We start from the raw sequence: 12995 nt of genomic DNA, 5'->3' as shown, positions 1-12995 counted from the left end.
GGAGCTTGCCTGTAATGGACCTCGCCCTGCTCGGCTTCCTGATGGTCGCCACCTTCATGACGCTGATCATGACGAAGCGGATGACCCCGCTCGTCGCGCTGATCGTCGTGCCCACCGCCTTCGCGCTTCTCGCCGGTTTCGCCAGCGGCGTGGGCGACATGATGATCGACGGTATCAAGAACCTCGCGCCCACCGGCGTCATGCTGCTGTTCGCGATCCTGTTCTTCTCGATCATGACCGATACCGGCCTGTTCGACCCGCTGGTCAACCGGTTGCTGCGCGTGGTGCATGGCGACCCGATGCTGATCCTGATCGGCACGGTCGTGCTGTGCGCGCTGGTCAGCCTGGATGGTGACGGATCGACGACCTACATCATCACCATCGCCGCGCTCCTGCCGCTCTACAAGCGCTACGACATGAACCGGCTGTACCTGTGCTGCCTGTTGATGACGACCAGCGGCATCATGAACCTGACCCCCTGGGGCGGCCCGACCGCGCGCGCGGCCAGCGCGCTGAAGCTCGATCCCGCCACGCTGTTCCTGCCGCTGATCCCCGGCATGATCGCAGGGCTCGCCGCGCTGATCGCGCTGGCCGTCTGGTTCGGCCGCAAGGAGCGCCACCGCATCGGCCATGTGAAGGCAAACGAGCCGACCGCTTTCACCGGCATGGCCGTGTCGCAGTTCCCGGAAGCGCGCCGCCCGCATCTGCGCTGGTTCAACGGCGCGCTGACCCTCGCGCTGATCGCAGGGCTGGTCACCGGCATCCTGCCGCTGTCGGTGCTGATGATGCTGGCCTTCGCCATCGCCATGATCGTCAACTATCCGCAGGTCGCCGAGCAGAAGGAGCGCATCTCCGCCCATGCCGGCAACGTCCTGTCGGTCGTGTCGCTGATCTTCGCCGCCGGCATCTTCACCGGCATCCTGTCGGGCACCGGCATGGTCGAGGCGATGAGCAAGGAAGTCGTCGGCTTCATCCCGCCGGTGCTGGGGCCGTATATGGCGCCGATCACTGCCGCGCTCAGCCTGCCCTTCACCTTCTTCATCTCCAACGACGCCTTCTATTTCGGCATGCTGCCGATCCTGGCGGAGGCCGGCACCCATTATGGCGTGTCGCCGATGGCGATCGCGCGCGCCTCGCTGATGGGCCAGCCGGTCCACCTGCTCAGCCCGCTGGTGCCGTCGACCTATCTGCTGGTCAGCTTGGCCGGGATCGATCTGGCCGACCATCAGCGCTTCACGCTGGTGCCCGCCGCCGCGATCTGCGCGGTGATGACCATCGTCGGCATGGCCGTCCTCGCCTTCCCGCTCGTCGGCTGACCCAGGGAGATCCGCGATGATGCGCCACCCCGTCCCGCTCCTCCTGCTGCCCGCCATGGGTTGCGATGGCCAGCTCTGGGCCCGGCAGGTCACCGATCTGGTCGACATCGCCCATCCGCAGATGGGCGACCTGACGGTCGACGACAGCCTGACGGCGATGGCGGCGCGCGTGCTCGCCCATGCCCCGCCGCGCTTCGCCGTCGCCGGGGTCAGTCTGGGCGGCTATGTCGCGCTGGAGATGATCCGGCAGGCGCCCGACCGGATTACCCGCGTGGCGCTGTTCGGCACTCGAGCCTCGATGCAGATGCGACCGCGCACGGTGGCCGAACAGGGACTGTTGGCGACCGCGCCGCATGACGATCCGATGCTGACCCCGATCATCAGCGGCCCGGTCCAAGCCATGGCCGAGCGCGTCGGCACGGCGGTGTTCGAACGACAGCAGCGCGCGCTGCTCGCGCGCCCCGACATCGCCCCCGCCATCGCGGCGGTGACCATGCCCGCGCTAATCGCGGTGGGCGACCGCGACCGCATCTGCCTGCCTGAGGATGCGCGCGCACTGGCCGACCGTATCCCGGGCGCGAATTTTCAGCTGATCCCGCGATGCGGCCACCTGGCCCCGATCGAACGACCGGGGGCGGTGACCGCGCTGCTCCGGGACTGGCTCTCCTGAGCGCGGTCGGGGGCCGATCGATGTCGACGCCGCCATTCCCTTTCCCCTGGATAGGGGAGAGGGTTAGCGGAGCTTGCCAGCGTGCTGGCTAGCGTAGCTTGGGTGAGGGGTTGAGCGAGCCTTTGGCTCGCGCGCTCGCCGAGCGAGCGCAGCACCCCTCACCCAGCTCCGACTAACTCTTTGCTTTCGCAAAGACCAAGTCTGCGCAACCCTCTCCCCTCTGAGAGGGGCGAGGGAAAGCAAGCGCATAGCCGAATGCCGCCTCTAGAAAAGGATGACATGAGGTGGATTCGTCATTGCGAGCGTAGCGAAGCAATCCAGTGTCCAGGCAAGACGCTTTGGATTGCTTCGCTACGCTCGCAATGACGGCTTGGGTCAAACTGACGTTATCCCGCTCTAGCTCGGATGCGCCTCGGATTCGGCCACCGCGCTGTCGGCTTCGGTGGGAAGGGTCGCATTGTCCGTTGCGCCGTCCCCGTCCGACAGGCGCATCTGTTCATAGGCGATTTCCAGATCCTGCACGCCCGAGCCCGTGGGCTGGATCGGCAGGTCCGAAAACGTCTGCGGTTCGGCGGGGGTCATGGGGTCGTCGCGCATGTCGCTCTCCTGGTTATCCGCCATCAACGCACCGGACGCGCGAATGTCCCCGCAGCCGCTTAGCGGGCCAGCGCCAGCATGATCCGCGTCGAACATAGCGCGCAGTCCAGCGCGGATGCGGTCGCGCGCGGACAATCGACACAGGCGGCGCGCGAGCGGGTTCCGTCGAGCAGCCCGATCAGCATGGACTCATCCGCCGACAGACGTTGGCGGCCGACCCGGAAAGGCCGTCCAAGCGCCGCCTCACACAGCGTCATTAGGCTGTCGAACACCGGCGCCAATATGTCGCATCCCATGGGCGCGAGCATCGCGTGCAATCTCTGTTGCACCGGTCCATGCTCGTCGCGCGCCGTACGCCAGGTCCGCATGACGGCGCTGATCAGATCGTCCGCCGCACGAGTGCCTGCCCCGGAGTCGGGTGGCTTTGGCCTTGTATCTGCGGGCATTTCCTGAACCTCCCGACCAACTCTATATTGCGAGTAATTATCATTATCTCATTTGCCATTCGCTGAAAAGAGGCGCAACGGGGTCGGGCCCAGCGGTCGGTCGCCCCGTCGATGCGCGCCGTGACGGGTTTCCGGTCGCCACATCGACGGCCCTGATGATCGCTCGCGCATCCCTTGCGTTGAGGCGGCGGATCGAAAGGAACAGATAACAGGCATGCGGTGGCGGCGGCGGAATCTGGCCTCGATGAGTGCCGATGTGAACGATGGTCTGGCACCGGGTGTCGAGGCGGTCACGAGCGGGACGGGCAGCAAGGAACCGGTCCAGACACGCGGATACCGGGTCATCGCACTGGTCGTCGCGTCGGCCCTGTTCATGCAGCAACTGGACGGCACCGTGCTGACTGTGGCGCTTCCCACCATGGCGCGCGACCTGGGCACGCCGGCGACGGGCCTCAGCCTGGCGCTGACCAGCTATCTACTGGCGCTCGCGCTGTTCATCCCCGCCAGTGGAACGCTGGCCGATCGGTTCGGATCGCGGACCATCTTCTGCTCGGCGATCGGTGTGTTTCTGCTCGGCTCGATCGCCTGTGCGCAGTCGGGCTCGCTGGCCATGCTGGTCATCGCGCGTTTCATCCAGGGCATTGGCGGGGCGATGATGGTCCCCGTCGGTCGCCTCGTCCTGCTGCGCAGCGTCGCCAAGGAGGATATGGTCCAGGCGCTGTCCTGGCTGGTGATGCCCGCGCTCGCCGGGCCGATCCTTGGGCCACCGCTGGGGGGCTTCATCGTCACCTGGCTCGACTGGCGCTGGATCTTCTATCTCAACATCCCGATCGGCCTGTTGGGGGTGCTGGGGTCGATCTTCCTGATCCCCGACGTGCGCGGCGATCCCCGGGCGCGGTTCGACATATCGGGCTTCATCCTGTCGGGCGCGTCGCTAGGTTGCCTGCTTTTCGGGTTCGAGCTGGCGAGCCGGCCGGGCACGGGGCTGGTCGCCATCGGCCTGTTGCTGGTCGGCCTCGTGCTGGGGCTGATCTATATCCGTCACGCCCGCCACACGCGCGAGCCGATCCTCGACCCCACGCTGATGCGGGTACCGACCTTCCGCCTGTCGGTGATCGGCGGGTCGCTGACCCGGATCACCCAGGGGGCGCAGCCCTTCCTCCTGCCGCTGATGTTCCAGATCGGCTTCGGCCTGTCGGCGGCCAAGACCGGCACGATCACCATCGCCGGCGCGATCGGGGCGCTGGCGATGAAGGCGCTGGCGCCGCGCGTGCTGCGTCGCTGGGGGTTTCGCCGCAGCCTGATCGTGTCGGGCCTGGCCAGCAGCGCGGGCTATGCCACCTGCGCGCTGTTCCGTCCCGACTGGGCGGTGCCGGCGATCATGGCGGTGCTGGTCGTGTCGGGTTTCTTCACCTCGTTCCAGTTCACCGGCTATAACGCGATCGCCTATGCCGATATCGACAAGGACCGGATGAGCGCGGCGACGAGCTTCTATGCGACCTTCCAGCAACTGACCCTGTCGCTGGGCATCTGCACCGCCGCGACCGTGCTGGAGCTGGGCAGCTGGGCCAGCGGACGCGGCCAGCCGGCGCTGATCGACTTCTCGATCGCCTTTGTCGTGGTCGCGACCATCTCGGCCTCGGCACTCATCTGGAACCGCCGCTTCGCCCCCGATGCCGGTGAGGCGATGAGCGGCCATCACGCGGCGGAGGAGAAATAGGCCTTCGCGCTACAGGTCGGTCGGGCGGGTCGCCAGGATGTCGGGTGTGATATCGCTGACATCGGTCGCGCCGGTCAGCGCCATGGCGACCCGCATCTCCGCCTCGACCAGCCGGAGCAGATGCGCCACCCCCGCCTGCCCGCCGCCGGCCAGCGCATAGACCCAGGCGCGGCCCAGCAGCACGCCTTTCGCCCCCAGCGCCAACAGCCGCACCACGTCCAGCCCCGATCGCACCCCGCCATCGGCCAGTACGGTCAGCCGGTCCCCCACCGCCTCGGCGATCGGCGGCAGCGCGCGGGCGCTGGACAGCACGCCGTCCAGCTGACGCCCGCCATGGTTCGAGACGACGATCCCGTCCGCGCCGATCTCGGCGGCGGCGCGCGCATCCTCGGTATCGAGAATGCCCTTGATGATCAGCGGGCCGTCCCAGACGTCACGGATGAAATCCAGGTCGCGCCAGCTGACGGTCGGATCGAAATTGTTGCGCATCCAGGCGAAAAAATCCTCCAGCCCGGTATTCTTGCCCAGCACCGGCGCGACATTGCCCAGCTGGTGCGGGCGGCCATGGACGCCCACGTCCCAGGCCCAGCGCGGATGTGTCACGCCCTGCCACATGCGGCGCAGCGCACCGCTCAGGCCCGGATTGCCCGCCAGCCCCGAATGATAGTCGCGGTAGCGCGATCCAGGCACCGGCATGTCGACGGTGAAGACCAGCGCGGAGCAGCCCAGCGCCTTCGCCTTAGCGAGTAATTCGCGCATGAAGCCCCGGTCGCGGATCATGTAGAGCTGGAACCAGAAGGGATCGGCGACCGCCGCCGCCACCTCGTCGAGCGGACAGGCCGAGACGGTCGACAGGCAAAAGGGCACCCCCGCCGCCTCCGCCGCGCGCGCCGCCTGCACCTCGCCGCGCCGCGCGTTCATGCCCGCCAGCCCGACCGGCGCGAGCGCCACCGGCAAAGCCTGGCGGCGGCCGAACAGGGTGGTCGAGACGTCGATGCTCGACACGTCGCGCAGGATTCGCTGACGCAGCGCCACCGCCTCCAGATCGGCGATGTTCCGGCGCAGCGTCACCTCGGCATAGGAGCCGCCATCGATATATTCGAACAGGAAGGGCGGCAGGCGGCGCTTGGCCAGCGTGCGATAATCGAGTGCGGAGGCGGCCTTCCTCATGCCCGGACACCTGCCGCGCTGCGGGCGGCACCGGCCCCTGTCGTGGTTCGATCGCGCATCCGACTGTCCTCACCTATCGTCGCTCGCCTGCGACATCCCCTTCCCTACACGCCGATCCATGGCCGTCGTCAATGGCGGTGCTAGGGCTGGGCGGGGGGCGGGGCGGGCCCCTTGCGCCAGGCCGTGCGACAATGCGATAGCGGTGCCGGGTGTCCACGGGAACGGTGGGCAGGTTCGTGCGCTGGTCGGGCCGCCAGCGATATCCGATCTTGCGGAAGCCCTTTGTCATGCCCGTCCTGTCCCCGCGCCCCGTCAGCGCTATTCGCCGCTTTCTGAACGGCCAGAGTTCGTCGGGCATCGTCCTGATGGCCGCCGCCGCGATCGCGCTGCTGATCGCCAATTCGCCGCTGCGCCACGCCTATGAGCATTTGCTGCATGCGGGCATCGGCCCCTTCTCGGTCGGCCACATGGTCAATGACGGGCTTATGGCGATCTTCTTCCTGCTCGTCGGGCTGGAGATCAAGCGCGAGATGCTGGACGGACAATTGTCGAGCTGGCCTCGGCGCATCCTGCCCGGCATCGCGGCGCTGGGCGGGATGCTGTTCCCGGCGATCATCTACCTCGCCTTCAATCATCATGGCGTGACGAACGGATGGGCGATCCCCACCGCGACCGACATCGCCTTCGCGCTGGCGGTGATCACGCTGGTCGGCGACCGGGTGCCCGCCTCGCTGCGCGTCTTTCTGGCGGCGCTGGCGATCATCGACGATCTCGGCGCGGTCGTGATCATCGCGCTATTCTATACCAGCGGCGTGTCGGTCTTCGATCTGGCGGGTGCGGCGCTGACGCTCGCCGTGCTGATCGGGTTCAATCGCTTCAAGGTCAGGGCTCTGGCGCCCTATCTCCTGGTGGGGGTCATCCTGTGGCTGTTCGTGTGGCGGTCGGGCATCCATGCGACGATCGCCGGCGTGCTGCTGGCGCTGACCATCCCGATGCGCCGCACGCCGGCGCGGTCCGATCACGACCATCGCGACAGTCCGCTCCACAGGCTGGAGCACCGGTTGCACGCGCCTGTCGGCTTCCTGATCCTGCCCTTGTTCGGGCTGGCCAATGCCGGGGTGCCCGTGCTGGGCCTGCCCGCCGGTGCGCTGCTGTCGCCGGTGACGCTCGGCGTCGGGCTGGGCTTGCTGGCCGGCAAGGTCGCCGGCGTGTTCGGGATGACCAGCCTGGCCGTGCGCCTGGGCCTCGCCGACCGCCCCGCCCATGCCAGCCAGGGGCAGTTGTTCGGGATGGCGCTGCTCTGCGGGATCGGTTTCACCATGAGCATCTTCATCACGCTGCTGGCCTTTCCCACCGATCCGCTGCTTCAGGCGGAGGCGAAGATCGGCGTGCTGATGGGATCGATCCTGTCCGGCGTGCTCGGCTATGCCGTGCTGCGGCGCGCCGGGCGGGAGGGTGAGGCGCGCTAGGCCGGACCGGCTTTGGCTTTGCCATGGCGGCGGCGACGCGGTACGCAACCGACATGATACGGCTCGGCTGGCTTGCCCTGGGATGCCTGTTCGTCGGGCTCGGCATGGTCGGGGCCGTCCTGCCGCTGATGCCGACGACGATCTTCCTGATTCTGGCGGCCGGGTGCTTCGCCCGCTCCTCGCCCCGGCTGGAGGCGTGGCTGCTGAACCATCCGCGCTTCGGCCCCACCTTACGCGACTGGCGGGAGCGCGGCGCGATCGGTCCCCGGGCCAAGGCGATGGCCTGTGGCGGCATGACCCTGGGCTACGTGTTCTTCCTGCTCGGCGCGCGGCCGGGACCGGGGCTTGCCCTGTTGGTGGCGGCGGTGATGGGCGGCTGTGCGGCCTTCGTCCTGTCGCGACCCGGCCACTGACGGTTGCGCTTCGGATATACGGACCATATACGCTCCATATATGGGCATTGTGAAAATCGACGATCAGCTTCACGAAGACATCCGCCGCGCCAGCACTGTCATGTGCCGGTCGATCAATGCGCAAGCCGAATTCTGGATGAAGATGGGCATGCTGGCCGAGGCCAATCCGACGCTGAGCTTTCACGAGATCGTGAGGGCGCAGATGGCCGCTGCCGACATCGCTCCGCCGGCGGCGACGCTGGTCGCCTGACATGATCAAGACATCGGACGAACTGGCGTTGATGCGCGTGTCGGGGCGGCTGCTGGCGCGGGTGTTCGAGATGCTGGACAAGCTGTCGCTCGCCGGCCTGTCGACGCTGGCGGTCAACGATCTGGTCGAGCGGTACATCACCCACGACCTGGCCGCCCGTCCTGCCAGCAAGGGGCAATATGGCTTTGCCTATGTGCTCAACAGCTCGATCAACCAGGTGGTGTGCCACGGCGTGCCGAGCGCGGACGATGTGATCCGCGACGGCGACATCGTGAACCTGGACATCACGCTGGAAAAGAACGGCTTCATCGCCGATTCGAGCAAGACCTATATGGTCGGCGAGGTCTCGCCCGCCGCGCGCAAGATCGTGCGCGTCGCGCAGGCCGCGATGTGGAAGGGCATCACGCAGGTCCACCCGGGCGCGCGGCTCGGCGACATCGGCGCGGCGATCGAACGCCATGCCAAGGCGCATGGCTGTTCGGTGGTGCGCGATTATTGCGGCCATGGCATCGGGCGCGAAATGCATGAGGAGCCGAACATCCTCCATTTCGGCCGCCCCGGCACCGGCCCGGCGCTGCGCGAAGGCATGACCTTCACCATCGAGCCGATGATCAACGCCGGCACCCACCGCGTATCGACCGCCGAGGATGGCTGGACGGTGGTGACCAATGACGGGAAGCTCTCGGCGCAGTTCGAGCATACCGTCGCGGTGACGGCAAAGGGGGTCGAGGTGCTGACGCTGCGAGAGGGCGAGACGGTGGGCTGATCCACTTTCCTCCCCCTGTAAGGGGAGGTGGCAGGCCAAAGGCCTGACGGAGGGGTGTAGCGCTATCGAGAAGGGGACACCCCTCCGACGCGCTGCGCGCGCCACCTCCCCTTACAGGGGAGGAATTTTAGACTTCCATCCGCAACCGATACCCGACACCCAGCTCGTTCGCGATGACGCTGCCCACCGGCTGCGGCGCCTCCAGCTTCTGGCGCAGGTTGCGCACGACGATGCGCAGATAATCGATGCGCGGGTCCTCGTCCCCGCCCCAGGCGGCGTCGATGATCCTGTCATGCGTCACCACCCGGCCGGGATGGCGGGCCAGCATCGCCAGCACGTCATACTCCTTGCGCGTCAGATGCTGCTCCTCGCCGCCGCGCGTCACCAGACGGCGGTCGAGGTCGATGACGAGGTCGCCGGTCTTCACCGTGCGCGGCGCCGCCTCGGCCGCGCGGGCATGGCGCAACGCGACGCGCAGCCGGGCGAGCAATTCCTCGCTGTCGAACGGCTTGGTCACATAATCGTCTGCCCCCAGATCGAGCGCCGCGACCTTCTCCTCGGTCGCCTCGCGCGCCGAGACGACCAGCACCACCCGCGCCCCCTGCCCGCGCAACAGCGGGATCAGGCTGAGCCCGTCGCGATCGGGCAGGCCCAGGTCGAGCAGCACCGCATCGGGATGGTCCGCCACCGCACGCGCCAGCGCCTCGCGCCCGTCGCGTGCCTCGACCACCTGATGCCCCGCCTGTTCCAGCGTGTTGCGCAGCAGACGGCGGATCGCGATTTCGTCATCCACCACCAAGATCGTCGCGGGCATCAGGCCATTCCCTCCGGCGCCCCGTCACCCATGACAAGGTCGCGCATGATAAGCTCACGCGGAAAGCACAGCGCGAACGCCGCGCCCTCGCCATCCTCGCGATTGCCCGCCTCTACGCTCAGACCCATCGCCTCGGCAAAGGCCTTGACGATGGCGAGGCCCAGGCCGGTGCCGCCGACCACCCGGTCGGAGCCCTCAAGCCGCCGGAACGTCTCGAACACCTCCTCCTCACGGCCCGGCGGCAGGCCGGGGCCGTGGTCGAGCACCGAGAGGCGCAAAGACCCGTGGCGGTGCCGCCCCTCGATCACGATCTCGGTCCCCGGATCGCCATAACGACCGGCATTGTCGAGCAGGTTGAGCAGACAGTGGTGCAGCAACTGGGGATCGGCGCGGACCAGTGGCAAGTCGGGCGGTACGTCGAGCCGCACCGCATGGCCCTCCAGCGCGCGGCGGGCGTCATGCGCGGCACCCGTCACAGCGTCGCTCAAGTCGATCGCCTCGATTTTCAGCTTCAGCGCCCCCGCCTCGACCCGCGCCATGTCGAGCAGATTGGCGACGAAGCGATTGAGCCGCGCCGCCTCCCCCTCGATGGTCGAAATCAGCTCGGCCGTCGCGCCCTGCCGCAGTTGCGCGGCGGCGGCCATTACGGCGGTCAGCGGTGTGCGCAAGTCATGGCTGACCGAGGACAGCAGCGCGGCGCGCAAGCGATCGCGGGTGCGCACCGCATCCACGTCACGCACCTCCACCTCCAGCCGCAACCGTTCGAGGATCAGCGCCGCCTGATCGATCAACCCGGTCAACAGAGGTAGGCGATCGGCGCGTACCGGCTCGCCGCCCGTCTCCCGCGCCAGCCCCAGCACGGCGAGCGTCCGGTTGCCCGCCTTCAGCGGCTGAAACAGCCATTCGGACGCGGCCAGCGTCGCCGACCCCTTGCCCGCGGGCGTGCCGGTGTCGAACGCCCAGTGGGCGGCGGCCATCTCCATCGTCTCCAGCCGATAATCGGGCTTGGTCGCGGCCTGTACCGCCAGCCCGGCGGGCGACGGGGTGAGCAGCACCGCCTGTACCTCGAACAGTCGGGCGATGTCTTCGCAAATCACGCGCGACGCCTCGGCCGGGTCCGCCAGGCCGCTCAGCCGGTGGAGGAACCCCGCCAGCGTGGCATTATCCCGCGCACTCGCCGCCGCCAGATCGGCTTGGGCACGGACTCGCGAGGTCAACTGACTGGTGGCGATGGCGACGCCCAGCAGGACGAAGATCGAGATGATATTCTCTGGATTGCTGACGCTGAGCGTGCCGACGGGGGGCAGGAAGAAGAAGTTGTAGGCCAGACTGGACACAATCCCGGCGAACAGGCCGGTGCGCAGGCCATAAAGGCTCGCGGCCGCCATGACCGGCAGCAGGTAAAGCAGCGCGACATTGCCCAGGTTCAGGATATGGAACAGCGCGCTCGCCAGCCCGGTGACGCCCGTCACGCCCGCCAGCGTCAGGGCATAGCCGATGGGCGATCCCCATTGCCCACGCCGCCGGGTCCGCTCGCGCTCGAGCGGGGCCTCGCCCACCGGCAGGACATGGACGGTGACGCCCGGCGTCTCGCGCACCAGCCGGTCGACGACCGAGCCATGGCGCAGCTCGAACCAGCGCGAGCGTTTGGCCTTGCCGACGACCAGCTGCGTGGCGCGCGCGTCGGTCAGGAAGGCGCGGATGCCCTCGACCACGCTGGGCGCGGGGACCGTCGCCACCGCCGCGCCCAGTTGCGTCGCCAGCGTCATCGTCGCCGCCAGTCGCCGGTGCTGTGCCTCGCCCAAGGTCGCGGTGCGCGGCGTGTCGATGAACAGCGCGGTCCAGGGTGCCCGCAGCGCGTCGGCGGTGCGCTTGGCGGCGCGGACCAGTTCGTCGGCGCCGGGCAGTTCGCTGACCGCGACGACGAGCCGTTCGCCCGCCGCCCATTTTCCGCCGACGCCCAGCGACCGCACATGGTCGAGCATCTGCGCATCGACCGCCTGCGCCGCGCGCCTAAGCGCCAGTTCGCGCAACGCCGACAGGTTGGATTTGGAAAAGAAATGCGACAGCGCCCGCGTCGCTTCCTGCGGCAGATAGACCTTGCCCGCCTTCAGCCGCTCGATCAGCTCGTCGGGCGGAATGTCGACCATCTCGATCTCGGCGGCCTCCAGGATGCGGTCGGGCACCGTCTCGCGCACGCGGACGCGGGTGAAGCTGGCGACGACGTCGTTCAGGCTTTCGACGTGCTGGATGTTGACCGTCGAATAGACGTCGATCCCGGCCGCCAGCAGCTCCTCGACATCCTGATAGCGTTTGGGATGGCGACTGCCCGGCGCATTGGTGTGGGCCAGTTCGTCGACCAAAGCGAGGCGGGGCGCGCGGGCGAGGACCGCGTCGATGTCCATCTCGTGCAGCGTCCGCCCCTCATAGGGTACGGCGCGGCGGGGCATGACCTCCTGGCCGCGTACCAGCGCCTCGGTCTCGACGCGGCCATGGGTTTCCACGACCGCGACGACGACATCGACGCCGTCGCGGCGCCGGGCCGCACCCTCGGACAGCATCTCGAACGTCTTGCCGACGCCGGGTGCCGCCCCGAGGAAGATTTTCAGGCGGCCGCGCCCCTCGCGCTCGGCGGCGCGTAGCAGGGCATCGGGGTCGGGGCGCGGCTCGCCTGCCGTCATCGCTTGGAAGCGGCGTCTAGCGCGCGGTTGAGGGCCAGGACGTTGACATGCGGGTCGCCCAGGACCGAGTCCTCGCTATGCGCGACGACCAGCGCGCGGACCTGCTCGACGCCCAAGCCACGGGCGCGGGCGATACGTGCCGCCTGCGCCAAGGCAGCGGCGGGCGATAGATCGGGGTCTAGGCCCGAACCGCTGGCGGTGACGAGATCGGCGGGCATTGCGTCCATCACACCCTCGGCCCGGCGCTTGGCGACATCGGCCTTCACCCGGTCGGCCAGCGCCTGCGACGTTGGCCCCAGGTTCGAGCCCGACGAGGCCAGCCCGTCATAGCCCTTGCCCGCCGCCGAGGGGCGCGTCTGGAAGTAGCGGTCGCTGGTGAACGCCTGGCCGACGACCTCGGAGCCGATCACGCGGCCACCGACCCGCACCAAACTGCCATTCGCCTGATGCGGAAAGATTGCCTGTCCGATGCCGGTCATCGCCAGAGGATAGACCAAGCCGAGCAGGATCGCGAACAGGATCGTCATCACGATCGCGGGCCGAAATGCGGAGGTAATGTCCGTGTTCATGATATTCCCTTCCTCAAGCCCCTCCCCTTCAGGGGAGGGGTAGGGGGTGGGGCGCCGTCGCAAACGTAACGCTTGGGGAAAGGCCCCACCCCAACCCCTCCCCCTGAAGGGGAG

At 68.1% G+C, this 12995-nt stretch carries 13 protein-coding genes; 7 read left to right on the top strand and 6 right to left on the bottom strand.

The window, feature by feature from the left end; translation table 11 throughout:
• Window positions 1-14 precede the first annotated feature (14 nt).
• Together ACQHGV_RS04600 and ACQHGV_RS04595 are read left to right on the top strand one after the other, a co-directional pair.
• A complete protein-coding gene (locus tag ACQHGV_RS04600) occupies window positions 15-1316 on the top strand; it encodes a CitMHS family transporter (protein WP_440979611.1) in 1302 nt (433 codons plus the stop codon).
• A gap of 16 nt (window positions 1317-1332) precedes the next feature.
• Window positions 1333-1986 (top strand): alpha/beta fold hydrolase, encoded by a 654-nt coding sequence (locus ACQHGV_RS04595; RefSeq protein ID WP_440979610.1) that lies wholly within the window; start codon window positions 1333-1335, stop codon window positions 1984-1986.
• Between the two features lie 396 nt (window positions 1987-2382).
• Here ACQHGV_RS04595 and ACQHGV_RS04590 read toward each other — a convergent pair whose 3' ends face one another.
• Both ACQHGV_RS04590 and ACQHGV_RS04585 read right to left on the bottom strand, forming a co-directional pair.
• Window positions 2383-2583 (bottom strand): hypothetical protein, encoded by a 201-nt coding sequence (locus tag ACQHGV_RS04590; protein ID WP_440979609.1) that lies wholly within the window; start codon window positions 2581-2583, stop codon window positions 2383-2385.
• A gap of 59 nt (window positions 2584-2642) precedes the next feature.
• The gene (locus ACQHGV_RS04585; RefSeq protein WP_440979608.1) at window positions 2643-2951 is read right to left on the bottom strand and encodes a hypothetical protein; all 309 of its coding nucleotides are present in this window, start codon (window positions 2949-2951) and stop codon (window positions 2643-2645) included.
• Window positions 2952-3243: 292 nt separating this feature from the next.
• Here ACQHGV_RS04585 and ACQHGV_RS04580 point away from each other — a divergent pair, with 292 nt between their 5' ends.
• A complete protein-coding gene (locus tag ACQHGV_RS04580) occupies window positions 3244-4749 on the top strand; it encodes an MFS transporter (protein WP_440979607.1) in 1506 nt (501 codons plus the stop codon).
• 9 nt (window positions 4750-4758) lie between these two features.
• On the opposite strand, the gene lldD is transcribed toward ACQHGV_RS04580, so the two are convergent.
• Window positions 4759-5919 (bottom strand): FMN-dependent L-lactate dehydrogenase LldD, encoded by a 1161-nt coding sequence (gene lldD, locus ACQHGV_RS04575; protein ID WP_440979606.1) that lies wholly within the window; start codon window positions 5917-5919, stop codon window positions 4759-4761.
• A gap of 287 nt (window positions 5920-6206) precedes the next feature.
• Between lldD and nhaA the strand changes: the two genes are divergently transcribed.
• The 4 genes from nhaA to map are packed head-to-tail and all read left to right on the top strand — an operon-like array spanning window position 6207 to window position 8817.
• Window positions 6207-7388, top strand: a complete 1182-nt coding sequence (nhaA, locus tag ACQHGV_RS04570) for a Na+/H+ antiporter NhaA (RefSeq protein ID WP_440979605.1) — start codon at window positions 6207-6209, stop codon at window positions 7386-7388.
• Window positions 7389-7441: 53 nt separating this feature from the next.
• Complete coding sequence (locus ACQHGV_RS04565) at window positions 7442-7801, top strand: YbaN family protein (RefSeq protein WP_440979604.1); 360 nt, start codon at window positions 7442-7444, stop codon at window positions 7799-7801.
• Between the two features lie 40 nt (window positions 7802-7841).
• Window positions 7842-8051: a ParD-like family protein gene (locus ACQHGV_RS04560; RefSeq protein WP_440979603.1), complete on the top strand. Its 210-nt coding sequence runs from the start codon at window positions 7842-7844 to the stop codon at window positions 8049-8051.
• Between the two features lies 1 nt (window position 8052).
• Window positions 8053-8817, top strand: a complete 765-nt coding sequence (gene map / locus ACQHGV_RS04555) for a type I methionyl aminopeptidase (RefSeq protein ID WP_440979602.1) — start codon at window positions 8053-8055, stop codon at window positions 8815-8817.
• A 127-nt stretch (window positions 8818-8944) separates the two neighbouring features.
• Here map and ACQHGV_RS04550 read toward each other — a convergent pair whose 3' ends face one another.
• The 3 genes from ACQHGV_RS04550 to kdpC are packed head-to-tail and all read right to left on the bottom strand — an operon-like array spanning window position 8945 to window position 12881.
• Window positions 8945-9631: a response regulator transcription factor gene (locus tag ACQHGV_RS04550; protein WP_440979601.1), complete on the bottom strand. Its 687-nt coding sequence runs from the start codon at window positions 9629-9631 to the stop codon at window positions 8945-8947.
• Window positions 9631-12312: a DUF4118 domain-containing protein gene (locus tag ACQHGV_RS04545; protein WP_440979600.1), complete on the bottom strand. Its 2682-nt coding sequence runs from the start codon at window positions 12310-12312 to the stop codon at window positions 9631-9633. The genes ACQHGV_RS04550 and ACQHGV_RS04545 overlap by 1 nt, the downstream gene beginning before the upstream one ends.
• Window positions 12309-12881: a potassium-transporting ATPase subunit KdpC gene (gene kdpC / locus ACQHGV_RS04540; RefSeq protein ID WP_440979599.1), complete on the bottom strand. Its 573-nt coding sequence runs from the start codon at window positions 12879-12881 to the stop codon at window positions 12309-12311. Before kdpC ends, ACQHGV_RS04545 begins: the two co-directional genes overlap by 4 nt.
• Between the last annotated feature and the right edge of the window lie 114 nt (window positions 12882-12995).

The organism is Sphingomonas pseudosanguinis (assembly GCF_052056765.1).
In the GTDB taxonomy this organism is placed as follows: Bacteria; Pseudomonadota; Alphaproteobacteria; order Sphingomonadales; family Sphingomonadaceae; genus Sphingomonas; species Sphingomonas pseudosanguinis.
This window is presented reverse-complemented; position numbering and strand designations above follow the sequence as displayed.

Coding starts and splice junctions, on each gene's coding strand:
- ACQHGV_RS04600 (WP_440979611.1), top strand. CDS start 15: ATGGACCTCGCCCTGCTCGGCTTCCTGATGGTCGCCACCTTCATGACG.
- ACQHGV_RS04595 (WP_440979610.1), top strand. CDS start 1,333: ATGATGCGCCACCCCGTCCCGCTCCTCCTGCTGCCCGCCATGGGTTGC.
- ACQHGV_RS04590 (WP_440979609.1), bottom strand. CDS start 2,583: ATGCGCGACGACCCCATGACCCCCGCCGAACCGCAGACGTTTTCGGAC.
- ACQHGV_RS04585 (WP_440979608.1), bottom strand. CDS start 2,951: ATGCGGACCTGGCGTACGGCGCGCGACGAGCATGGACCGGTGCAACAG.
- ACQHGV_RS04580 (WP_440979607.1), top strand. CDS start 3,244: ATGCGGTGGCGGCGGCGGAATCTGGCCTCGATGAGTGCCGATGTGAAC.
- lldD (WP_440979606.1), bottom strand. CDS start 5,919: ATGAGGAAGGCCGCCTCCGCACTCGATTATCGCACGCTGGCCAAGCGC.
- nhaA (WP_440979605.1), top strand. CDS start 6,207: ATGCCCGTCCTGTCCCCGCGCCCCGTCAGCGCTATTCGCCGCTTTCTG.
- ACQHGV_RS04565 (WP_440979604.1), top strand. CDS start 7,442: ATGATACGGCTCGGCTGGCTTGCCCTGGGATGCCTGTTCGTCGGGCTC.
- ACQHGV_RS04560 (WP_440979603.1), top strand. CDS start 7,842: ATGGGCATTGTGAAAATCGACGATCAGCTTCACGAAGACATCCGCCGC.
- map (WP_440979602.1), top strand. CDS start 8,053: ATGATCAAGACATCGGACGAACTGGCGTTGATGCGCGTGTCGGGGCGG.
- ACQHGV_RS04550 (WP_440979601.1), bottom strand. CDS start 9,631: ATGCCCGCGACGATCTTGGTGGTGGATGACGAAATCGCGATCCGCCGT.
- ACQHGV_RS04545 (WP_440979600.1), bottom strand. CDS start 12,312: ATGACGGCAGGCGAGCCGCGCCCCGACCCCGATGCCCTGCTACGCGCC.
- kdpC (WP_440979599.1), bottom strand. CDS start 12,881: ATGAACACGGACATTACCTCCGCATTTCGGCCCGCGATCGTGATGACG.